General features: G+C 72.3%; 21 protein-coding genes. 7 read left to right on the forward strand and 14 right to left on the reverse strand.

Annotation, left to right across the window (positions count from 1 at the left end; all coding sequences use genetic code 11):
• Nucleotides 1–5: 5 nt before the first annotated feature.
• Nucleotides 6–851 carry an endonuclease domain-containing protein gene (locus tag ACTXG6_RS46360; RefSeq protein WP_445185658.1) on the forward strand — a complete coding sequence of 282 codons (846 nt, stop codon included), beginning with the start codon at nt 6–8 and terminating at the stop codon, nt 849–851.
• A 188-nt stretch (nt 852–1,039) separates the two neighbouring features.
• Here ACTXG6_RS46360 and ACTXG6_RS46365 read toward each other — a convergent pair whose 3' ends face one another.
• Entirely contained in the window at nt 1,040–1,933 is an 894-nt protein-coding gene (locus ACTXG6_RS46365) for a PhzF family phenazine biosynthesis protein (RefSeq protein ID WP_445185659.1), read from the reverse strand.
• Between the two features lie 54 nt (nt 1,934–1,987).
• Here ACTXG6_RS46365 and ACTXG6_RS46370 point away from each other — a divergent pair, with 54 nt between their 5' ends.
• Both ACTXG6_RS46370 and ACTXG6_RS46375 read left to right on the forward strand, forming a co-directional pair.
• Entirely contained in the window at nt 1,988–3,268 is a 1,281-nt protein-coding gene (locus ACTXG6_RS46370; protein ID WP_445190304.1) for a magnesium transporter MgtE N-terminal domain-containing protein, read from the forward strand.
• Nucleotides 3,261–3,809: a DUF1003 domain-containing protein gene (locus ACTXG6_RS46375; protein ID WP_445185660.1), complete on the forward strand. Its 549-nt coding sequence runs from the start codon at nt 3,261–3,263 to the stop codon at nt 3,807–3,809. The genes ACTXG6_RS46370 and ACTXG6_RS46375 overlap by 8 nt, the downstream gene beginning before the upstream one ends.
• Here ACTXG6_RS46375 and ACTXG6_RS46380 read toward each other — a convergent pair.
• Complete coding sequence (locus ACTXG6_RS46380) at nt 3,806–4,450, reverse strand: MarR family winged helix-turn-helix transcriptional regulator (protein WP_445185661.1); 645 nt, start codon at nt 4,448–4,450, stop codon at nt 3,806–3,808. The genes ACTXG6_RS46375 and ACTXG6_RS46380 overlap by 4 nt on opposite strands.
• Before the next feature lie 173 nt (nt 4,451–4,623).
• Here ACTXG6_RS46380 and ACTXG6_RS46385 point away from each other — a divergent pair, with 173 nt between their 5' ends.
• The gene (locus tag ACTXG6_RS46385; protein ID WP_445185662.1) at nt 4,624–5,787 is read left to right on the forward strand and encodes an Mrp/NBP35 family ATP-binding protein; all 1,164 of its coding nucleotides are present in this window, start codon (nt 4,624–4,626) and stop codon (nt 5,785–5,787) included.
• Nucleotides 5,788–5,846: 59 nt separating this feature from the next.
• Here the strand turns inward: ACTXG6_RS46385 and ACTXG6_RS46390 are convergent, their stop codons facing one another.
• The 3 genes from ACTXG6_RS46390 to ACTXG6_RS46400 all read right to left on the reverse strand — a co-directional run bounded on the left by ACTXG6_RS46390 (nt 5,847) and on the right by ACTXG6_RS46400 (nt 7,806).
• Nucleotides 5,847–6,233 carry a DUF2784 domain-containing protein gene (locus ACTXG6_RS46390; RefSeq protein ID WP_445185663.1) on the reverse strand — a complete coding sequence of 129 codons (387 nt, stop codon included), beginning with the start codon at nt 6,231–6,233 and terminating at the stop codon, nt 5,847–5,849.
• Nucleotides 6,234–6,304: 71 nt separating this feature from the next.
• Entirely contained in the window at nt 6,305–7,027 is a 723-nt protein-coding gene (locus ACTXG6_RS46395; protein ID WP_445185664.1) for a GntR family transcriptional regulator, read from the reverse strand.
• Nucleotides 7,024–7,806 (reverse strand): maleate cis-trans isomerase family protein, encoded by a 783-nt coding sequence (locus tag ACTXG6_RS46400; RefSeq protein ID WP_445185665.1) that lies wholly within the window; start codon nt 7,804–7,806, stop codon nt 7,024–7,026. Before ACTXG6_RS46400 ends, ACTXG6_RS46395 begins: the two co-directional genes overlap by 4 nt.
• Before the next feature lie 109 nt (nt 7,807–7,915).
• Between ACTXG6_RS46400 and ACTXG6_RS46405 the strand changes: the two genes are divergently transcribed.
• Nucleotides 7,916–8,629, forward strand: coding sequence for a GntR family transcriptional regulator (locus ACTXG6_RS46405; RefSeq protein WP_445185666.1), 714 nt, complete (start codon nt 7,916–7,918; stop codon nt 8,627–8,629).
• A 286-nt stretch (nt 8,630–8,915) separates the two neighbouring features.
• Here ACTXG6_RS46405 and ACTXG6_RS46410 read toward each other — a convergent pair whose 3' ends face one another.
• The 5 genes from ACTXG6_RS46410 to ACTXG6_RS46430 form a co-directional block, all read right to left on the reverse strand.
• On the reverse strand, nt 8,916–9,845 hold the full coding sequence (locus ACTXG6_RS46410) for a polysaccharide deacetylase family protein (RefSeq protein WP_445185667.1): 930 nt from the start codon (nt 9,843–9,845) through the stop codon (nt 8,916–8,918).
• Nucleotides 9,842–11,389, reverse strand: a complete 1,548-nt coding sequence (locus tag ACTXG6_RS46415; protein ID WP_445185668.1) for an amidohydrolase family protein — start codon at nt 11,387–11,389, stop codon at nt 9,842–9,844. Before ACTXG6_RS46415 ends, ACTXG6_RS46410 begins: the two co-directional genes overlap by 4 nt.
• A gap of 29 nt (nt 11,390–11,418) precedes the next feature.
• Nucleotides 11,419–12,141, reverse strand: a complete 723-nt coding sequence (locus tag ACTXG6_RS46420; protein WP_445185669.1) for an aspartate/glutamate racemase family protein — start codon at nt 12,139–12,141, stop codon at nt 11,419–11,421.
• Between the two features lie 129 nt (nt 12,142–12,270).
• Nucleotides 12,271–13,032 carry a maleate cis-trans isomerase family protein gene (locus tag ACTXG6_RS46425; protein WP_445185670.1) on the reverse strand — a complete coding sequence of 254 codons (762 nt, stop codon included), beginning with the start codon at nt 13,030–13,032 and terminating at the stop codon, nt 12,271–12,273.
• A 12-nt stretch (nt 13,033–13,044) separates the two neighbouring features.
• Nucleotides 13,045–13,542: a DUF3830 family protein gene (locus tag ACTXG6_RS46430; RefSeq protein ID WP_445185671.1), complete on the reverse strand. Its 498-nt coding sequence runs from the start codon at nt 13,540–13,542 to the stop codon at nt 13,045–13,047.
• Between the two features lie 205 nt (nt 13,543–13,747).
• On the opposite strand from ACTXG6_RS46430, the gene ACTXG6_RS46435 reads away from it, so the two are divergent.
• Both ACTXG6_RS46435 and ACTXG6_RS46440 read left to right on the forward strand, forming a co-directional pair.
• Nucleotides 13,748–14,695: a D-2-hydroxyacid dehydrogenase gene (locus tag ACTXG6_RS46435; protein ID WP_445185672.1), complete on the forward strand. Its 948-nt coding sequence runs from the start codon at nt 13,748–13,750 to the stop codon at nt 14,693–14,695.
• Nucleotides 14,696–16,126, forward strand: coding sequence for an amidase (locus tag ACTXG6_RS46440; protein ID WP_445185673.1), 1,431 nt, complete (start codon nt 14,696–14,698; stop codon nt 16,124–16,126).
• A gap of 871 nt (nt 16,127–16,997) precedes the next feature.
• Here the strand turns inward: ACTXG6_RS46440 and tatB are convergent.
• The 4 genes from tatB to sigE all read right to left on the reverse strand — a co-directional run bounded on the left by tatB (nt 16,998) and on the right by sigE (nt 20,519).
• On the reverse strand, nt 16,998–17,444 hold the full coding sequence (gene tatB, locus ACTXG6_RS46445) for a Sec-independent protein translocase protein TatB (RefSeq protein ID WP_445185674.1): 447 nt from the start codon (nt 17,442–17,444) through the stop codon (nt 16,998–17,000).
• Between the two features lie 46 nt (nt 17,445–17,490).
• Nucleotides 17,491–19,053, reverse strand: a complete 1,563-nt coding sequence (locus ACTXG6_RS46450; protein ID WP_445185675.1) for a trypsin-like peptidase domain-containing protein — start codon at nt 19,051–19,053, stop codon at nt 17,491–17,493.
• Nucleotides 19,054–19,205: 152 nt separating this feature from the next.
• A complete protein-coding gene (locus ACTXG6_RS46455; protein ID WP_445185676.1) occupies nt 19,206–19,889 on the reverse strand; it encodes an anti-sigma factor family protein in 684 nt (227 codons plus the stop codon).
• 3 nt (nt 19,890–19,892) lie between these two features.
• Nucleotides 19,893–20,519, reverse strand: coding sequence for an RNA polymerase sigma factor SigE (gene sigE, locus ACTXG6_RS46460; RefSeq protein ID WP_445185677.1), 627 nt, complete (start codon nt 20,517–20,519; stop codon nt 19,893–19,895).
• Nucleotides 20,520–20,774 lie beyond the last annotated feature (255 nt).

Here is a 20,774-nt window from a genome sequence, read left to right on the forward strand (position 1 = left end):
GCGGCGTGTTTCGAGGCAGCGAGGCGTTGGCGGCCGGAGCGCTGACCCGAGCCGCGCTGCGCGGCCCGCGCTACCGGCGACTGTTGCCCGACGTGTACACGCCGGCCGCGCTCGAACCTGATCTGGCGCTGCGCTCCCGCGCGGCCTACGTCTGGGCCGGGAACCGGGGTGTACTGACCGGCTACTCGGCGGCCGAGATGCTGTCCGCGGCGTGCGCCCCAGCCGGCGCGCCCGCCGAGCTGGCACTGCCCGGCACGCATCCGAAAGCACCGCCCGGCGTACTCATCCGACAGGTCACGCTGGCGCGGGACGAGCGCCGGACCTACCAGGGCGTCGAGCTGACCACCCCGGTGCGCACCGCGTACGACCTGGCGCGCCGGTGCTCGCTGGCCGAGGCGGTGGTCGCGGTCGACGCGTTGGCCGGGCGCTTCGGGTTCGCGCCGAAGGAGGTGCTGGGGTTGGCGCGGCGGTACCGGGGCGCGCGGCGGACACTCCGGTTGCCCGAGGTGGTCGCGCTGGCCGAGCCACTGGCGGCGTCGGCGATGGAGTCGCGGCTGCGGCTGGTGCTCGTCCTGGGCGGACTGCCCCGGCCGGCGGTGCAGTACCGGGTGCCCGACCGGCGGGCGCACGTGGTGGCCAGCGTCGACCTGGCCTACCCGGAGCAGCTCATCGCCATCGAGTACGAGGGCGCCGACCACTTCGCCGGACACCGGGTGGTCCGCGATGTGCACCGCTACACCCGGCTGGTCGACCTGGGCTGGCGGGTGTACCGCTACACCGCCGACGACGTCTACCAGCGCCCGGCCCGGATGGTCGCCGAGATCACCCGGGCGCTCCGCCACCCCCGCTGACCACCCAGGCGCTCCGCCACCCCCGCTGACCACTACCGTGCGCCGCCGCGGCCCGACCGGCCCGCCGCGGCTCCGGCACCCCCGCTGACCACTACCAACCCGCCGGCCGCCGCCACAGCGGACCGCCGGTCGCTCTCGCCGCCACGGACCACTACCGTGCGGCGCCGCGGCCCGACCGGCCCGCCACATCACTCCCGGAGCGGCACCACAATCTCGCCGGAGGACACCGCGACCACCTGGCCACCCACCGCTGCCCGCACCGCCGCGCCGGCACGCGCGCTCACCGTGACGTCCAGCCGAGAGGGCCGGCCGAGCTCCTCGCCCTGTGCCACGGAGAACGCGGCCTCGCCGTCGGCCGGCAGCAGGCCGCGGTTCACCAGGAACACCGCGAGGGCGACCGCGGCGGAACCCGTCGCCGGGTCCTCGGTAACGCCGACCCCGGGACCGAACATCCGGGCGTGCACCCGCCCGGCGGCCAGGTCCAGCGCGGCCACGTAGACGGTGCCCCGGTTCTCCGTCGCCCGGTTCAACGCGATGGGCTCGGGGGCCACCGCCTTGGCCACCGCATCGGCGCGGACCACCAGGATCGGGAAGTCCAGGCCGGCGCCGCACACCCCGGCCGCCGCGACCGGGTCCACGTCGTCGGCGGTGAGCCCGACCGCTTCCGCCAGTGCCGCCCCGTCCAGCGCGCCCCCCACGTGCGGCCGGCCGGCGTCGACCCGGGCACCGGCGGCATCCACCCACACCGGCAGCAGACCCGCGCCGCACTCCTGGATCGCCTCACCGGTGCCGATCACGCCGTCCCTGGCCAGTACCCAGGCCACCCCGACGCTGGGGTGCCCGGCGAACGGCAGTTCCGCCCCGGGGGTGAAGATCCGGGCCCGGTACGAGGCCTCCACCGGCGCGCTCGGCCGCAGCGGGAACACCGTCTCCGACAGGTTGAACTCGCGGGCGATGGCGGCCAGCTGCGAGGTGTCCAGGCCGTCCGCCCCGTGCACCACGGCGAGTGGGTTGCCGGTGAACGGGCGGTCGGTGAACACGTCGACGACGTCGAACTTGAGCCTCTGCGCGGAGTTGGTCACGCACTCGAAGCTAACCTGATCGCTGTGGGAACAGCGAGGGTGTTCGTGGCACAGATGGCGGGCCTCGCTGTGTTCGGTCCCGACGGCGAACGGATCGGCAAGGTCCGCGACGTGGTCACCGCGCTGCGGGTGGACCAGCTCCCACCTCGCGTGCTCGGCCTGGTCGTCGAGCTGATGACCCGCCAGCGGATCTTCGTCCCGATGTTGCGGGTCACCGCGGTCGATCCCAGCGCGGTGACGTTGACCACCGGGATGGTCAACCTGCGCCGGTTCGCCCAGCGGCCGAACGAGATCCTGGTGCTCGGCGAGCTGCTGGACGCCCGCGTCCGCGTCGCGGAGTCCGGCGCCGAGGTGATCGTGATGGACGCCGCGATCGAGCGCACCCGGGCCCAGGACTGGGTGATCGGCCGGCTCGCGGTGCGGGCGCGGCGCACCCGGCTGGGCCGGCGCAGCCATGTGCAGGTGATGGACTGGTCCGAGCTGACCGGGCTGTCGATCTCCGAGAAGGAGCAGGGCGCCGAGGGTCTGCTCGCGGTGTTCGACGGCATGCGCGCCGCCGACGTGGCCGCCGCGCTGCGTGACCTGCCGCAGAAACGCCGCCACGAGGTGGTCGATGCACTGCACGACGAGCGACTGGCCGACGTGTTCCAGGAGCTGCCCGAGTCCGACCAGCGCGAACTGCTCGCGCACCTGGACGACGACCGTGCGGCGGACATCCTGGAGGCGATGGACCCGGACGACGCGGCCGACCTGCTCGCCGAGCTGCCCTCGGCGGAGTCGGATCGGTTCCTGGAGCTGATGGAGCCGGAGGAGTCCGCCCCGCTGCGCCGGCTGCTGCGCTACTCGGCGGACACGGCGGGTGGCCTGATGACCCCGGAGCCGCTGATCCTGCCGCCGGACGCCACGGTCGCCGAGGCGCTGGCCCGGGTGCGCAACCCGGACGTGCCGCCGGCGCTGGCCAGCATGGTCTTCGTCTGCCGGCCCCCGACCGCCACCCCGACCGGGCGGTACCTGGGCTGCGCGCACCTGCAACGGCTGCTGCGCGAACCGCCGTTCGAGCTGGTCGCGGGGGTACTGGACGCCGAGCTCACCACACTGCACCCGGACGCGCAGCTGTCGCAGGTCACCCGCTACTTCGCCTCCTACAACCTGGTCTGCGGACCCGTGGTGGACGACAACGACCACCTGCTCGGCGCGGTCACCGTCGACGACGTGCTGGACCATCTGCTGCCGTCCGGCTGGCGAGAACGCGAGAGTCCGCCGGAGAACGGCGGGCACGGTGGCAACGGCAGGGACAACGGGTCCTCGATACCGACGGCGGTGAGCGATGCCTGAACTGCACTCGAACCGCCGCCTGGACCAGCCGAGGGGCCGCGCCCACCGGTTCACCCTGGACCCGGACGCGTTCGCCAGGATCTCCGAGCGGATCGCCCGGTTCCTCGGCACCGGCAGGTTCCTCGCCATCCAGACGATCATCGTGGCGATCTGGATCATGTTGAACCTGACCGCGCTGGTCCAGCACTGGGACCCGTACCCGTTCATCCTGCTCAACCTGGCCTTCTCCACCCAGGCCGCGTACGCCGCGCCGCTGATCCTGCTGGCCCAGAACCGGCAGGACGACCGGGACCGGGTGTCGTTGGAGGAGGACCGCAGCCGGGCCGAGCGCACCAAGGCGGACACCGAGTACCTCGCCCGCGAGCTGGCCGCGCTCCGGGTCGCCGTCGGAGAGGTGGCCACCAGGGACTACCTGCGCGGCGAGCTGGACCGGTTGGCCGCGCTGCTGCCGGCCGACCCGAGTGCCCGGCCGGGTAAGTCGGACCGCGCGGGCAAGTCCGACCGGGCCGCGAAGTCGGACCGGGCCGGCCGGATCAGCTAGTCGTGTCGCGGCGAGAGAGCGGTCAGTTCGGCGCTCGTTGCCGCCGGTTCCGGGGCGGCCCCGGCGGTCAGTCGCCGGCTGATCCGCCGCAGATCACGCAGGTCAGTCTCATCGAGGCGGTTGACGAAGTGCCGCTGCACCGCCGCCACGTGGGTCACCGAGGCCCTGTCGAGCTGTTCCTGCCCCTGGTCGGTGAGGGTGGCGGCGATGCCCCGCCCGTCCTCCTCCACCCGTCCCCGGGTGACCAGCCCGAGCCGCTCCAGCCGGTCGACCATCCGGGTGACCCCCGAGCGGGAGAGCAGCACCGCGTCGGCGAGCTCGGTCATCCGCATCCGCCGCTCCGGCGCCTGGGCCAGCTCGGCCAGTACGTCGAAGGCGGCCAGCGACAGCTCCTGCCGCGCGAGCAGCTCTGCTTCCAGCGCCCGGGTGACCGTCGCGTGTCCGCGCAGGTAGTGCCGCCACACCGCATGGCCCTCGCTGTCCTGGGCCCTGATCTCGGTCGTCGCCCCGGTGCAGATCTCGGTGGCGATCTCCGTGCCGATCTCCGTGCCGATCTCGGTGCCGATCTCGGGGCCGATCTTGGCGCCGGCCGGGTCGGGCCTCGGGTGGGCGGCGGAACCCGGGCGAACAGCATCGGTCACCGTGGCGGAGCTCATGTGATCAGATATTACAGTTCCTGCCCCCTCAACACTGCTAATAACGGCTCGAAGGATCAAGGTCTCAAGGGTTGCCGCCCGTTCGTGCGACAAATGTCTAGTTCGAGACCTCGTACCGAGTCGCCGACCTCTCCATATCCGCACGTAGGATGGGACCGATGACCACGACTTCGCACACCCCCTACGCGGGCGCCGGCGTCAGCGACGAGGCCGTGCGCGCCGCGCTGTCCAAGGTCGAGGACCCGGAGATCCATAAGCCGATCACCGAGCTCGGCATGGTCAAGGACGTCGCGATCGCCGCGGACGGCACCGTCAAGGTGGCCGTCTGGCTGACCGTGGCCGGCTGCCCGATGCGCGAGACGATCACCAATCGGGTCCGCGCGGCGGTGTCCGCCGTGGCCGGTGTCCGGGCCGTCGAGGTCGAGCTCGACGTGATGAGCGATGAACAGCGCACCGAGCTGCGCAAGTCGCTGCGCGGCGGATCGGCCGAGCCGACCATCCCGTTCGCCGAACCGGGCTCGCTGACCAGGGTGTACTGCGTCGCGTCCGGCAAGGGCGGAGTCGGCAAGTCCTCGGTGACGGTGAACCTGGCCGCCTCGATGGCCGCGAAGGGCCTGTCCGTCGGCGTGCTGGACGCGGATATCTACGGGCACTCGGTGCCCCGGATGCTCGGCGCCAACACCAGGCCCACCAAGGTCGACGACATGATCATGCCGCCGCAGGCGCACGGCGTGAAGGTCATCTCGATCGGCATGTTCACCCAGGGCAACACCCCGGTGACCTGGCGTGGCCCGATGCTGCACCGCGCGCTGCAGCAGTTCCTCGCCGACGTGTTCTGGGGCGACCTGGACGTACTGCTGCTCGACCTGCCGCCGGGCACCGGTGACATCGCCATCTCCTGCGCCCAGCTGATCCCGAACGCGGAGCTCATGGTGGTGACCACGCCGCAGCAGGCAGCCGCCGAAGTGGCCGAGCGGGCCGGGTCGATTGCGTTGCAGACCCACCAGCGACTGGTCGGTGTGGTCGAGAACATGTCCTGGCTGGAGATGCCGGACGGCAGCCGGATGGAGATCTTCGGCTCCGGAGGCGGCAAGGCGGTCTCCGAGTCGCTGTCCACCGCGCTCGGCGCCTCGGTGCCGCTGCTCGGCCAGGTCCCGCTCGACACCAGGCTGCGCGAGTCCGGCGACAGCGGAACCCCGCTGGTGCTCTCGGCACCGGAGACGGCGGCCGCCAAGGCCCTCGAGGGGATCGCGACGCGGCTGACCACCCGCTCCCGCGGCCTGGCCGGCATGTCGTTGAACATCAGCCCGGTGAAGCACTGAGTCGAGTACTGAGCTGGCCGACCAGCTGCGTTGATCAGGAACGGTTGCGCTCGCTGACCTCAGTTCGCTGATCTCGCTGACGGTGCTCTGGGCCTGGTCCAGCGCACCGCCAGGCCGACCCAGGAGACCAGCACCACGAGCCCGACCAGCACCCGGACCTCGGTCAGGTAGTGCGCGGGGTAGATCACCCCGGTCAGGTACGTGTCCACGAAACCCCGGGCCAGGCCCCGCTGGCCGGCACGCTCACGGGCCCAGTTCTCCAACCAGGTCAGCGGGCAGTCCTGGCCGACGGTCACGATGGAGATCCCCCAGCCGACCACCGCGGCGTGTGCCAGCACGGTCCACCGCCAGCGGGCCGACCAGGCCAGATAGCCGCCGACCAGCAGGTACGCCAGGAACAGGAAGTGCGCCGCCACGGTGGCCTGCGCGAGCACCTGGTACCCCACCCCTCCAGCGTGCCCCCGCCCCAGGCCCGCCGACAACCGCCGGCGGCGGCGACCCCGCGCGGGCCGGGGTGTCAGCCGGCGGTAGGCAGGCCGGGTTCGGGTGCCCCGGGGGCTGAGATCGCCTGTTCGCGGGCGCCCACGATGCGGTCCACCGCGTCGGCCATGTGCTCCTCAAGCACGGCGGCGAGCCGGGCGGCGTCGCCGGCCCGCATGGCGTCCCGCAGCAGCCGGTGCTCGGCGAGCAGGGCGCCGGCCGGCGGCGCGGTCTGCTGCAGCGCGGCCAGGCACATCCGGGTCTCCACCAGCAGCCCGTCGGCCATCCGGCGCAGTCGAGGGCTGCCGGACGCGGCCACCAGGGTGGCGTGGAACGCGTGGTCGGCGTCGGCCAGCGCCACCGCGTCACCGGCGCGGGCGGCGTCCTCCATCGACCGCAGCGCCTCGGTGAGCAGCGCCGCCACCGACGGGCCCGCGCCACTGCTCAGGATCAGCCGCCCGGCCGCCTGCTCCACCGCCAGCCGCGCGGTGTACACGTCCCGCACGTCGTCGGTGTCCAGATCCCGGACGAAGATGCCGCGGTGACGCTGACTGAGCAGCAGCCCCTCGGCGATGAGCCGCTGCATGGCCTCGCGCAGCGGACCGCGACTGACCCCGAGGCGGCTGGCCAGCTCGACCTCGCCGAGCTGCGTGCCAGGGCCCAGGGTTCCGCGCATGATCGCGCGGCGGAGCTGGTCGGCGACCAGGGCGGGGGTGGACTCGCGGTTGACCGGCTCGAGGTCACCGCCGCCCAGGGTCACGCGGGGTTCCCGGGCGAGGAGTCGGCCGGGGGCAGCTCCGCCGGCGGCTCGGTGAACAGCCGGCCGAGGCCGGTCCGGGCGGTTCGGTCGCCGGCCAGGCGCAGGCCCTGCCAGATGCTGACCTGGTTGGCGGTGAGCACCGGCTTGCCGAGGCGCTGCTCCAGCTCGTCCAGCCACGCCATGGTGTGCAGCGCGGTGTCCGGCAGCAGGACGGCCTCGGCGTCCGGGTGGTCACCGGCGGCGGCCACCTCGAGCACCCGGTCGCGGCCCAACGTGCCGACCTCGGCGGCGGTGACGATGCCCAGCGTGGACAGCTGCACCACCGAGATGCCGGCGGTGGCCAGGAACGTCACGAACCGCTCCGCCACGTCGGCCGGGTAGGTGGCGGCCACCGCGACCCGACTGACCCCGAGCCGCCCGCAGGCGTCGGTGAACGCGAACGAGGTGCTCGACGCGGGCGCACCCGCCACTTCTTGCAACGCCGCCACCTGCTCGGACGCGCCGTCCCAGCCGAACACGAAACTACCGGAGGTGCACGCCCAGATGACCGCGTCGCACGCCGGTTCCTCGGCCGGCCCTGCCGAGTCCGCCAGGTCGCGCACTCCGGCGGCCAATACGTCGTCGGAGCCGATGTCCAACAGGGCGTCCACCCGGTGCGCGTCCTCACGCATCTCGGTGTGCACCAGGCGGAGCCGGGGTGAGTCCCCGAGTAACCGCTGCGCGGTCGGGTAGTCGTCCTCGGCGCTGTATCCAGGGTAAAGAAATCCGATGCTTTGCATGATTGTGAACAATCCTAACTGGGGCGGTCGGTCCCCGCATGGCTGCTTCGGCCCGAGTCGTCGGCGTACTGGAGAATTCGTTCACCGGAGCGCGGAGGGAGGATCAGGTATGGCGGAGCCGATCGACCCCACGGTGCCCGATCGGGCGGCGGACCCGTCGGCCCGGCCGGATTCGCTCTCCCGCCAGATCTACGCCGCCCTGCGCGAGGGCATCATCCGCGGGCGCTATCCGCAGGGCTCCCGGCTCACCGAGCAGCGCCTCGCCGAGGAGCTCGCGGTCTCCCGCGTCCCGCTGCGCGAGGCCGTCCCGCTGCTGGAGGTCGACGGGTTCGTCCGCACCCTTCCCCGGCGCGGCGCGATCGTCACCACCTGGACCGCCAAGGCCGCGCACGACCTGTTCGACCTGCGGCTGTGCCTCGAGGTCGGGGCGGCCCGGTTCGCCGCCCGCCAGGTTGCGGCCGGCGCCAGCGTGGCTCCGCTGCGGGAGGTGCTGGAACGCTCCCGGGGCGGCCTGGCCAGCGGCGACCCGTACCGCATCGCCGCCGACAGCACCCGGTTCCACGAGGTCGTGGTCGAGCTGACCGACAACGAGCTGATGGGTTCGCTGATGCGCTCGGTGGCCGGCCGGATGATGTGGCTGTTCTTCATGACCTCCGAGCTCGACCCGGTGGACGCCTACGACGGCCACCGCGAGCTGCTCGAGGCCATCGACTCCGGCAACGAGCGGGTCGCCGAGTCGGTGGCCTACACCCATATCGAGCGGGACCGGCTGGAGTCGCTGCGGGCGCTGCTCACCGTCCGGGGCATCGACGACGCGACCTGACCGGTGTGCTGAGAACCCCGACTCAGTGTGCTGAGAGCCCCGACTCGCGGGGGGTTCCGGGGGTGGCGGGGCGGTGGTGGGCGGGGTGGCGGCGGCGAGGGTGGCGGCGGCGAGGGTGGCCAGGTCGTGGTCCTCCGCACTGGAGGCGCCGGATACCGCGACCGCGCCGACCAGGACGCCGGCCCGGTGGACCGGCACCCCGCCGGGGACGTGAACCCGCCCAAATCCGAGGTAAACGCACTGGTCATCTATGAATCATCGAAGATTCGGTATTCAGAATCGACTTTCAGTCCCGGGCACCGGCCGGCTGGGCGCCGGCGGTCGGCGGCGGCACCAGCTCCGCGAAGGCCCGGTAGATCTCGCCCGGCCGGGTGAACCACACCTGGTCGGCGTGCGCCCGCAGGTGGGCCAGCGCCCTGCTGAGCTGGCGCAGCCGGAACGGCACGCCGGAGATGTAGGAGTGCAGCACCACGCTCATCACCAGCGGCTGCTCCGCCGAGGCGGCCAGCAGCTCGTCGAACTCGTCGATGATCATGTCAGCGAACTCCGCCGCGCTGGCTCCGCGCCCGATCACCGTGCTGCTGTCGTTGAGCTCCAGCGCGTACGGGATCGACAGCAGCGGCGTCGAGGTGGTGGCCAGCCAGACCGGCTGGTCGTCCGGGCGCAGGTCGAGCAGGTAGCGGTAGCCGGCGGCGGCGAGCAGGTCCGGGGTGGCCTCGGTGTGCGCCAGCCACGGACTGGACCAGCCACCTGGCGGCGCACCCTCCTCGACCGTGATCCGCCGGGCGACCGCGGCCAGGTAGGCGCTCTCCCGCTCCTCGGACAGGCCGGCCAGCGAGTCGGAGTTGCTGATGCCGTGCCCGACGATCTCCGCGCCCAGGCGGCGGGCCGCGATCGGGACGTCCGGCGCCGAGTCGTAGACCATGGTGTTGAGCAGCACGGTCGGCGGGATGCCGTGGCCCGCCAGCCGGTCCAGCAGCCGGAACACGCCGACCCGGTTGCCGTAGTCGCGCCACGCGGTGTTCACCAGGTCCGGGAACGCCACGCCGGGCAGCAGGTCCTCGGTGTGCCCGTCGCCGAAGCGGTACTCCTCCACGCCGACGGCGACGTACACCGCGAGGCCCTTGCCGTTCGGCCAGCCGCCGCCGGGGCGTCCCACGATCGGCGCGTACCGGTAGCGGTCGCGCGGCGCGGGCCATGGCATGTCGAGCGTCATCCGGAGGCCACCCAACGGGTCAGGCCGACGTCGGCGGCCGCGGCGGCGCGGACCACCCGCTGGTAGAGCGGGAACAGGCGGCCGGCGTCGGCGTGCGCGGCCTCCAACGCCCGGCGCTTGCCGGCGAACACCTCGCGCACCTCGGCGAGCAGCTGGGCCTCGTCGGCGGTCGTCACCCGGCCGTGCTCGAACACCACCCGCCCGGCCACCATGGTCAGCACCACGCTGGACCCGGTCTCGCAGTACACCAGCTGGCCGGGCACGTCGTTGAGCGGCGTGAACGCGAGGCTGTGCAGGTCCAGCAGCGCCAGGTCGGCCAGCTGCCCCTCGGCCACCGCACCCAGCTCGCCGCCGCGCAGCATGGCCGCCGCACCACCGTGCCACAGGCAGTCCAGCACCTCCGCCGCCGACGGCCACCGGTCGCTGTCCAGGCCGGTGATGTTGTGGATCAGCCCGGCGGTGCGCACCACGCTCCACATGTCGACGGCGTCGTTGCAGATCGCCTCGTCCACCCCGAGCGCGATCGGGATACCCCGGTCCCGGGCGGCCCGGAACGGCATCACGCCGCTGCCCAGGCGCAGGTTGCTCACCGGGTTGTGCACGATCACCGACCCGGCGGCGGCGATCAGGTCCAGGTCGTCCTCGTCGGTCCACACCGCGTGGATCACGTTCAGCCGGTCGCTGAGCAGGCCGAGGTCGGCGGTGTAGCGGACCAGCGAGCGGCCGGCGAACCTGGGCTGCTCGGCGGCGAGCACCCGCTGCGTCTTCGTCTCCAGCAGGTGCGCGAACAGCGGCAGCCGGTGGCGGCGGCTGAGGTCGTCGAGCGCGGCGAAGTACTCCGGGCTGACCCGCTGCGGCGCCGAGATCGACACGGCGGCCCGCAGCCGGCCGTCGGCGGCCCCGTGCCAGTGGGTGATCAGGTGCTCGTACCGCTCGAGCAGTTGACCCGGGGCCATCGGTGCCGGCCGGCGCAGCTCGTCGAGCAGCTCAGCGGGCGCGAGCTGCTCCAGGAACGGCAGCTTGGCCACCTCGGGCAGCTCCGGCTGATCCAGTGCCACGGTGGCCCGGATGCCGAGGTCGGCGTAGGCCTGAAGGATCGCGTCGATCACCGCCGGCTCGGGGTCCGGCATCAGGAAGGCGTCGTCCTGCACGGCGGTGGTGCCCCCGCGCAGCATCTCCAGCACACCGAGCGCGGTGCGCAGGTAGGCCTCCCTCGGCGTCGGCCGCAACGCCTCCGCCGCCGGCGACTCGTAGAGCATGAACAGCTCCAGCGGCAGGCTGGGCAGCGCTCCCTTGAGGTGGTTGGCCGGCGAGTGGAAGTGCGCGTTGACCAGCCCCGGGACCAGCAGGTGGTGACCGTGGCCGGCGATCACCTCGGCACGCGCGGCACGGTGGCGGGCCTCGGCGCCGATGACCGTGATCCGGTCGCCCTCGACGAGTACGTCGGTCGGGCCGAGCACGCCGCCGGGGGCCTCCGCGCGGTACACCAGCACGTCGGTGAACAGCGTCGCCGGGCCGCCGGGCCCAGCCGGCGTGGCGCTCACCGGGCCACCGGGCCCAGCCGCTCCGGCGCTCACCGGGCCACCGGACCCAGCCGCTCCGGCGCCGCGTAGCTGCCCACCCGGGACGTGCTCAGACCCAGGGCGAGCAGGCTCTCGACCAGCCGCACACCGGCGGCGACACCCTCGACGACCGGCACACCGAGCGCGGCGGTCAGCGGCTCGACCAGCTCGGTCAGCCCCGCGCAGCCGAGTACCACCGCCTCGGCGCCGTCCTCGTCCAGCGCGGCGCGGCCCTGCTCGGCGAACACGTCCAGCAGGTGCGCCGAGCCGCCGGCCACCTCGGCCACTCCCACGTCGACGGCCCGGATGGCGCAGCGGTGCTCCAGGCCCAGCGCCCGCACGACCCGGTGCGACTGCTCGCGGGTGCGGCGCGGCATGGTGACGACGGTGAACCGGGTGGCGATCAGCGCCGCGGTGAGCAGCGCGGCCTCGGTCATGCCGACGACGGGCCCGGCGGCCAGCTCCTTCGCGGCGGCCACCCCGGTGTCGCCGAAACAGGCCACCAGGTAGCCGTGCACACCGAGGCGCTCGCCGCGGTGGACCTGTTCGAGCACGCCGACCGAGCCCCAGACCTCGTCGACGTTGCTCTCCACCGCGCTGACCCCGCTCGCCGGGGTCCCGCCGAGGAGCGTGGTGCCCGGCGAGGCCACCCGCCGGGCCGCCGCCACGATCGCCTCGGTCATCGCGGTGGCCGTGTTCGGGTTGACGATCATGATCGTCGACTCGGCCGCCATAAGTTCGAAACGGTATACAGTTTCGGGCGGATCGCCAGCCCTTGGCGGTAAATACGACGTTAATCGCCCGCCACACTTCTCAGCGAGGCGATTTGGTATTCAATCTGACCACTGAGGCCAGCGGCGCTCTCAGGCGGCGGACGCCTCCTCGACGGCCAGCAGGCTCTGCCCGACCCCGACGCCGCGCAGGTCCATCGCGCGCAGCGCGGCCCACATCGTGACCTGGTTCGCGGTGAGCACCGGCTTGCCGAGCGCCTGCTCCAGCGGCTCGATCACGTCGTAGGTGGGCAGGTTGGTGCAGCTGATGAACATCGCGTCCGCGTCCGGCGAGTCGACGGAGCGGACGATGTCGACCACCGTGTGGTACGGCACCCGCCAGATGTGCCCGAGCAGGCCCAGCCCGTCCCTGGACACCGTCTGCACGCCGTTCTCCGCCAGGTAGTGGACCAGCCGGTCGGTCACCGCGTCCACGTACGGGGTGGCAATGGCCAGCTTCCTGATACCGAGCAGGCTCAGTGCGTCGACCAGGGCGCCCGAGGTGGTGCAGGCGGCCGGTGCGCCGGCGTCGACCATGGTGCGCACCAGCAGCCGCTCGCCCAGGATGCCGTTGACGAAGCTGCCCGACGCGCACGCGTAGGTCACCACGTCCGGTTCCGGAGTGAGCACGTCACGGGTCGCGCGGCGGACCACCCCGCGCTCGCTCACCGCCGTGGCCATCTCCACCGTCACCGGGGTGGTGAAGAACGGCATCCGGGTCAGGTACAGCGAGACGTTGTCCGGCACCCAGCGCCAGAGCTCGCGATCCAGTGCGAAGTCGAACGGGGCGACCACGCCGATACCCCGTTGGTTGGTGGTGGCCTCGACAAAGGCCACGGAGAGCTCGGTGGGCATCGGCGGACCGCCTTAGGCCTCAGAGTGCCGTTCGTAAACCAACCGTTCACCGACGCTGCCGGAGCGCCACACGTCATGGCACGCCTGCGCCATCACGTCCAGCCCCTCGGTGATCGTCGCGTAGACATTGCCGGGCACCCAGCCGACATCGCCGTTGAGCAGCAGGTTGTTCCGACCGTAGAAGATGGCCAGATCGATCACGCCGGGCAGCCCGGCGACACCCTTGTCTTGCTTGAACTCCTCGTCGAGCATGCCGCCGGGGAAGGAGAAATAGACCACGTCACCGGGGATCGGGGTGACGGTGGGGTTCTCCAGGCCGACCTCCTGCTCTGCGAACCGCGGCACCATCGTGTAGACCTCGTTGCGGGCGTATTTGGCGTGCTGCGCATCGCCGGCCTGGGGCAACGCCGCCCAGACCGCATCACAGGTGCGCGGTGCCTCTTTCTCCAACAACTCGGCGAGGCAGGACACCCCGCGCTTGGCCAACGTGATGCGCAGCTTTCGAGGCATGCAGTACTCCCCGCGACGAAACTTTGAGCCCCTTACCGAACGACCCACGAGTCAACTGTACCCAGCCAACCGAACCGCGGATTGTTGACAATCATACGAGCGCTTCCTAGCGTGTCAATGGCCCCACCCGTCCGTTAACACCACCGTCATGAGGTATCCCTGAGTGTCCGTTTCACCAGCTCAGCGCACTGATCCGGTGCTGGTCGTGCTCCATTCGACTGATCTTCCACCCGATCTTGAAGCCCGGGTCGCGGCCACAGATCTTGACGCCACGATCCGCTACGCGACGGCCCCCCAGCTGGCCGGTTCGCTGCCCGGCGCGGACGCCCTGCTGGTCTGGGACTTCACCATCGGGGACGTGGTGCGGACCAGCTGGCCGGCCGCCGACAGCCTGCGCTGGGTGCACACCGCGAGCGCCGGGGTGGACCGGCTGATGTTCGACGAGATGCTCACCTCCGACGTGGTGGTCACCAACTCCCGCGGCGTGTTCGACACCCCGATGGCGGAGTACGTGCTGGGCCTGGTGCTGGCCTTCGCGAAGGACCTGCCGCACACGCTGCGGCTGCAGGAACGGGGCGAGTGGCGGCACCGGGAGACCGAGACGGTCGCCGGGTCGACGGCCGTGGTGGTGGGCGGCGGCCCGATCGGCGAGGCCATCGCGGCGCTGCTGGGCGCGGTCGGCATGCGGGTGCGGCTGGTCGGGCGGCGCGCCCGGCCCGGCGTGCACGCCGCCGAGGAGCTGCCGGCACTGCTGGGCGACACCGACTACCTGGTGCTGGCCGCGCCGCTGACCGAGCAGACCAGGGGCATGGTCAACGCCACCTCGCTGGCACTGCTGCCGCCGAGGGCCCGCCTGATCAACGTGGGGCGGGGCGCACTGGTGGTGCAGGACGACGTCGTCGAGGCGATCCGGTCCGGGCGGCTGGCCGGCGCGGCGCTGGACGTGTTCGAGGCCGAGCCGCTGCCCGCCGACTCGCCGCTGTGGACGCTGCCCGGCGTCATCGTCTCGCCGCACATGTCCGGCGACGCGGTCGGCTGGCGGCAGTCACTGGTCGGCCTGTTCACCGACAACCTGGCCCGCTACCGCGCTGGCCAGCCCCTTCGCAACGTGGTCGACAAAACCCACGGATACGTAACCTCAGGGAGCCTGTAGATGACCGCACCGGTGAGCCCGGCGACCGAAGGCTCGACCGCCGACCTCAGCGCGACCGAGCTACTGGCCGCGTACCGGTCCGGCGAGCTGTCCCCGGTGCGCGCCACCCAGGACGCGCTCGACCGGGTGGAGCAGCTCAACACGCAGGTCAACGCCTACTGCCTGCTGGACCCCGCCGGGGCGCTGGACGCCGCGCGGGCCAGCGAGCAGCGGTGGCGGCGGGGCGAGCCGATGGGTGTGCTGGACGGCGTGCCCACCTCGATCAAGGACATCCTGCTGACCAAGGGCTGGCCGACCCTGCGCGGCTCGCACACGGTGGACGAGTCCGGCCCGTGGGAGGTGGACGGACCGCCGGTGGCCCGCGTCAAGGAACAGGGCGCGGTCCTGCTCGGCAAGACCACCACCCCGGAGCTGGCCTGGAAGGGCGTCACCGACTCCCCCCGCTTCGGCGTCACCGGCAACCCGTGGCGGCCGGAGCTCACCGCGGGCGGCTCCAGCGGCGGCAGCGCGGCGGCGGTGGCGCTCGGTATGGGTGCGTTGAGCCTGGGCACCGACGGCGGCGGCTCGGTGCGCATCCCGGCCTCGTTCAGCGGGATCGTGGCGCACAAGCCGACCTACGGACGGGTTCCGCACCACCCCGGCAGCCCGTTCGGCACGCTCGCCCACGTCGGGCCGATGACCAGGACGGCGGCCGACGCGGCGCTGCTGCTGGACGTGGTTGCCGGCTTCGACGCGCGGGACGCCTGGGCGCTGGCCGCGATGGACCGGTCGTGTCTGTCGGCGTTGGGCGACGGCGTCTCCGGGTTGCGCATCGCGGCCAGCCCGACGCTGGGTTTCGTGTCGGTGCACCCCGAGGTTGCGGCCGCGTTCGAGGCCGCCGTCGCGGTGTTCGGCTCGCTCGGTGCCGAGGTCTCCGCTGTCGATCCGGGGTTCACGGACCCGGTCGAGGCGTTCCACGTGCTGTGGTTCGCCGGCGCGGCCAAGTCCACCGAGAACCTGGACGGGGCGGCGCGGGCGAGGCTGGACCCCGGGCTGGCCGAGATCGTGGACGCCGGCGGGCGGTACAGCGCGATCGACTACCTGTCCGCGATGGCGGTGCGCAACGAGCTGGGCACCCGGATGGGCGCGTTCCACCAGGACTACCCGCTGCTGCTCACGCCGACGATGCCGATCGCCGCCTTCGCCGGCGGGGTGGAGGTGCCGCCGGGCTGGGACGGTCGGCGGTGGACCAGCTGGACGCCGTTCACCTACCCGTTCAACATGACCCAGCAGCCGGCCGTCAGCGTGCCCTGCGGGTTCACCTCGGACGGGCTGCCGATCGGGCTGCAGATCGTCGGCCCCCGGCACGCCGACGCCGCTGTCCTGGCCGCCGCGCACGCCTACCAACAGGCCACCGACTGGCACCGACGCCGCCCGCCCCTGCTCGGCTAGCCGGCTCTCCGGCTCACACAGACCGCGTGCAGGCCGCACAGACGCTCCAGAGTCTGTGCGGCCTAGGCGTGGTCTGTGCCGTCGGGCCGGGCACCTACAGCGGCCGCGATCCGATACCGCGCAGCCGGCCACCTCTCACCCCGCCGTGCTGACGCCGCTGCCGGAGCAGACCGGCGAGACATGCACCGGGAATTCCGGGCGGGCGCCAACGATAGAGGCGGGCGCGGCTCGCTGCGCACGTGAACGCGCCGAGTTCACCGCTGAAGGTAACTCCAGTCTTGTCGTAGACAGCAAATACCGTACTGGCGTTACTATGATCTTGAATCGGTGTCGCCTGTCATGATCCGTGCTGTTCTCACCCGGCCGCCGGAGATGCGGCGGTCAGCAGGGTGCGGCGTGCCTGTCGGTCTGTGCGGCGGTAAGCAGAGTGCGGCGCGCCTGACGGTCCGTGTGGCGGCAATAAGCGGCAGACGGTCTGTACGGCGGCACAACGCTCTGTACGGCGGCACAACGCTCTGTGGGCACGGCGCTGCGCGAGCACGGCGCCCTGGATGAGCACAGCGCCCCGGATGAGCACGGCGCCGCGACTGGGCCATCCACCGGCAGGTGCCGGCTCATCCTGTCAACGCCTAGCGCCAGAACTTGGCCGGCACAGACCTGGAACAGCTCGCACAGGCCTTGCAGGGCCTGTGCGAGTCATACGCGGTCTGTGCGAGCCACCCGCGCTCGTGAGACGCGGTACCGGCCGGCACGGCGCCAGTCCTTGCTCGCACAGACCTGCGGCAGCCCCTACCTGCCGTGCACGGTCTGTCCGAGCGGTACCCGGTCTGTGCCAGCTACACGCCGCGGCTCGGCTCAGCGCTCGAACGGGTCAGGTGGCGTCGGGGTCGATGGGCGGGCGTTCACCGGGTGAGAGGGGTCGGACGGGGGGTAGCGCGGCCGGGGGCAGGGCGGCCGGCGGGATGGCTGCCGGCGCCGAGGACGCACCACCGGGACCCGGGGCGAACCCGTTGGGCTTCACGCCCGGCGAGTCGCCGTCGAACAGGGTGCGGACGACCGCGCGGCGCGGGTCGAAGTCACGCAGCCCGCGCAGGTCACGCAGTGGCTCGCGCAGCTCGTCGAGTGGCTTGCGCAGCTCGTCGAACTCCGGTCCGAGCTCGTTGCGCAGCTGGTCGCGCGCGCCGGAGGCGAAGTCCTTCACCTGGCGGATGGTCTTGCCGAGCCAGGCCGCCGCCTCCGGCAGCCGCTCCGGGCCGAGGATGAACAGGCCGGCCACGACCAGTACCAGGATCTCGCCCCAGCCAACGTTCTCGAACACCCTGCCCTGCCCTCAACCTCGCCGAGCCCTGAGTTCGTCCGAGCCGTCAGTCCGAATGCAGCGTCGCGGTCACCACGAGCGGGCGCCCCTGCCGGATCAGCTGGATCGGCACCTGCTCGCCGATCGCGTGCTCCTGCTGAGCCACCTGCAGCTCGTTGGCCGAACCGATGTGCCGGTCCCCGAGCTTCACGATCACGTCGCCCTCCACGATACCCGCCGCGGCGGCCGCGCTGCCCGGGCGCACGTTCTGTACCTGAGCACCGTCGCTGGTGTCGTCGGTGACCGACTTGGCATTCACGCCGAGGTCGGCGTGCTTCACCGAGCCACCCCGGATCAGCTGTTCGGCGATCTGCTTGGCGTAGTCGATGGGGATCGCGAAGCCCAGCCCGATCGAACCACTCTCGCCGGAGCCGAACGTGCTGATCGCGGCGTTCAGCCCGATCACCGCCCCGGTGGAGTCGACCAGCGGGCCACCCGAGTTACCCGGGTTGATCGCCGCGTCGGTCTGGATGGCGTCGATCACCGCGTTGGTGTCCGAGCCCTCCCCGTCCAGTCGCACCGGGCGGTTCAGCGCGCTCACGATGCCGTCGGTGACCGTGCTGGCCAGCCCGAGCGGCGAGCCGATCGCGATCACCCCGTCACCGACCGCCAGGCCGGCCGAGCTGCCGATCGTGGCCACCGTGAGGTTCGGCACATTTACCTTGATCACCGCGAGGTCGGTCTTCGGGTCGCGCCCGACCACCTCGGCCGGCACCTGGGTGTTGTCCGAGAAGATCGCCTTGATCTGCGACCCCGGCACCCCGACCGCCGGCGAGACCACGTGGTTGTTCGTGAGGATGTGGCCTTCCTTGTCCAGCACCACGCCGGACCCGGTACCACCCTGGTCACCGATCCTGATCTGGATGGACACCACGGCGGGTACCACCCGGGCGGCGATGTCGGCCACCGAGCCGGGTGGGCGCTCCTTGCCGGGGGTGGCCGCCGAGATGGTCGCGCCGGGCTCGGTGAGCGAGGACGACGCATCGCTGGCCCACTTGCCGACCAGCCCGCCGACCGCCCCGATGAACAGCGCGATCACCGCGAGCACCGCCAGCGCGGACGGCTTGACCCGGCGGCCGAACAGCAGCTCGCGGGTGCTGAGGCGGGCGCCCTCGGGCCGGGCCAGGGATACCGGTCCGCTCTCCGCCACCGCCGGCGGCCCGAGCCGTACCGAAGCGGCCGGGTCGCGCCACGGGTCCTTGGCGGTGCCACCCTCCCAGAACGGGTCCGGCTCGTCGGCGTCGGTGCGCTCGCCGGGTGGCCGCTGCAGTGGGGTGGCCGCCTCGGGTGGCCGGCTGAAGGCGCTGACCAGCGCATGGTGCGGGGGTGGCCCGGTCTCCACGCGGCGGCCGTTCGAGGAGGAGCCGTTCCGGTCGCCACCGCGATCCGCGCCGCGATCGGCACCGCCGCCGACGGACACCGGTTCGAATGCCCCAGCCACCCCGTTCGGCCGGCCGAACAGCTCCGCCGAGCCGGCGTCCACCGGCGGCCGCAGCAGCGGGCGGGGGGCGAGCCGGGGCGGCTCGTCGCCCTGGTCGGGCTCGCCCTGGTCGGGCTGGTGCTCACTCATCGCCGGCCGAGCTCCTGGGGGTCGTGTAGGAGGGTGCCACGGGCACAGGTCTGCCATTAGCTTGCCCGTGCCGGGGTGAAGCCAGCGTAGGAGGTTGGCGGCCCCGGCTCAAAGCTCAGAAGCGTGCCGCGGCCAGCCAGAAGCGGGCGGGGTCAGCCGTGTGCGTGCCGGACCACGGCGGGCGCCGGGATCGGCGCACTGCTCGGGGCCGGTGTCGGCACCGCGCGCACCAGGGTGCCACCGCCGTACCGCGTCCGGGCATCCCAGACCGGTACCTGTTCCGCGTTGGTCTGTTTGACCGGCCCGAGCCCGGTGACCGGTACCGCACTGTCCAGCGAGCTCACGCCGCCGATCGAGCTGGTGCCGCCGAAGGTCGCGGTGGTGGCCGCGGGCGGGGCGGCCCCGTTGCCGGCGACCATCAGCCCGCCGATGGCGAGACCGGTCACCACGGCGCCGGCGCCCAGCCGCGCTCGGCGGTCCGGCCGGCGGCGGGCACTCGGTACGGCCGGTTCACGCAGGATGGAGACCAGCTCGCCGCTCGGGCCGACCCCGAGACCGGCCGGTGGTGCGGGCAGCTCGGTCTCCTGTGGGATGGCGCGCAGCGAACTCAACAGCGAGGACGGCAGGCTGGGCGCGGCCGAACCACGCAGCGCCAACCTGGCCTGTGTCTGGGCGATGACCTCGGCCGCGCACTCCGGGCACCGGGAAAGGTGCTCCAGCGCGCGTCGCCGCGCTCCCGACGACAGCTCCTCGTCGACGTAGGCAACGATGGCGTCCAGGGCGATGTGTCCGCCCCACGCCGGCCCGGCCGAGGGCTGCCCTCGGAGCTCCGTCATTCGCTAACCTCCCGAAGCCTCCCCGACCAGCTGCCTGCTGGTCGTGTCTCGCACGTCCCCGACCTGGATGTCGGCCCGAGCCGCCCGGTTCCGCTCCAGGGACTCGCGCAGCGCGGCGCGGCCCCGGTGGATCCTGCTCCTCACCGTACCGAGCTTGACGCCGAGGGTGGCGCCGATCTCCTCGTAGGACAGGCCTTCGATGTCGCACAGCACCACCGCCGCCCGGAACTCCGGGGCCAACTCGTCCAGTGAGGCCTGCAGCATCGGGTCCAGGTGGGTCTCGCTGTAGATCTGCTCGGGATCCGGGCCGCCACCGGGGAGCCGGTCGGTGTCGTCGGGAAGTCCCTCCATGCGCAGCCGGCTCCGCCGGCGCACCATGTCCAGGAACAGGTTCGTGGTGATGCGGTGCAGCCAGCCCTCGAACGTGCCTGGCTGGTACGAGGCCAGCGATCGGAACACCCGGATGAAGGTCTCCTGGGTCAGATCCTCCGCGTCGTGGGCGTTGCCGGTGAGCCGGTAGGCAAGGCGGTACACCCGGTCAGCGTGCTCACGCACAACCTCGTCCCAGCTCGGCGGCGTCCAGTTGGACGCGGCGTCGGGCAGCGCGGCAGCGCTCGGTCGGTTGACCATGGTGACGGTTCGCACCTCCTGCGGCGGGTCGTGCCATCAGTATCAACGTTGGTGTCGACCTCTTTGTTCCGGTGGCCGGTCACCTGGGGAGACCTCCGACGACCCCGGCCGTCTCCCCCTGGTACCCCACTACCGTCCCGCATGACCGTGAGGGATCAGTGTGGGACGCCTGAGAGCTGACTAAGAACATGGAGCAGACCCGTCAACAACTCGTCAATGCCAGGTGGACGAGCACTGGCACAGTAACCTCGGCTC

It is taken from the genome of Pseudonocardia sp. Cha107L01 (assembly GCF_052566575.1).

Coding starts and splice junctions, on each gene's coding strand:
- ACTXG6_RS46400 (WP_445185665.1), bottom strand. CDS start 7,806: ATGCAAAGCATCGGATTTCTTTACCCTGGATACAGCGCCGAGGACGAC.
- ACTXG6_RS46405 (WP_445185666.1), top strand. CDS start 7,916: ATGGCGGAGCCGATCGACCCCACGGTGCCCGATCGGGCGGCGGACCCG.
- sigE (WP_445185677.1), bottom strand. CDS start 20,519: ATGGTCAACCGACCGAGCGCTGCCGCGCTGCCCGACGCCGCGTCCAAC.
- ACTXG6_RS46385 (WP_445185662.1), top strand. CDS start 4,624: ATGACCACGACTTCGCACACCCCCTACGCGGGCGCCGGCGTCAGCGAC.
- ACTXG6_RS46425 (WP_445185670.1), bottom strand. CDS start 13,032: ATGCCCACCGAGCTCTCCGTGGCCTTTGTCGAGGCCACCACCAACCAA.
- ACTXG6_RS46430 (WP_445185671.1), bottom strand. CDS start 13,542: ATGCCTCGAAAGCTGCGCATCACGTTGGCCAAGCGCGGGGTGTCCTGC.
- ACTXG6_RS46440 (WP_445185673.1), top strand. CDS start 14,696: ATGACCGCACCGGTGAGCCCGGCGACCGAAGGCTCGACCGCCGACCTC.
- ACTXG6_RS46370 (WP_445190304.1), top strand. CDS start 1,988: ATGGCGGGCCTCGCTGTGTTCGGTCCCGACGGCGAACGGATCGGCAAG.
- ACTXG6_RS46375 (WP_445185660.1), top strand. CDS start 3,261: ATGCCTGAACTGCACTCGAACCGCCGCCTGGACCAGCCGAGGGGCCGC.
- ACTXG6_RS46450 (WP_445185675.1), bottom strand. CDS start 19,053: ATGAGTGAGCACCAGCCCGACCAGGGCGAGCCCGACCAGGGCGACGAG.
- ACTXG6_RS46420 (WP_445185669.1), bottom strand. CDS start 12,141: ATGGCGGCCGAGTCGACGATCATGATCGTCAACCCGAACACGGCCACC.
- ACTXG6_RS46455 (WP_445185676.1), bottom strand. CDS start 19,889: ATGACGGAGCTCCGAGGGCAGCCCTCGGCCGGGCCGGCGTGGGGCGGA.
- ACTXG6_RS46410 (WP_445185667.1), bottom strand. CDS start 9,845: ATGACGCTCGACATGCCATGGCCCGCGCCGCGCGACCGCTACCGGTAC.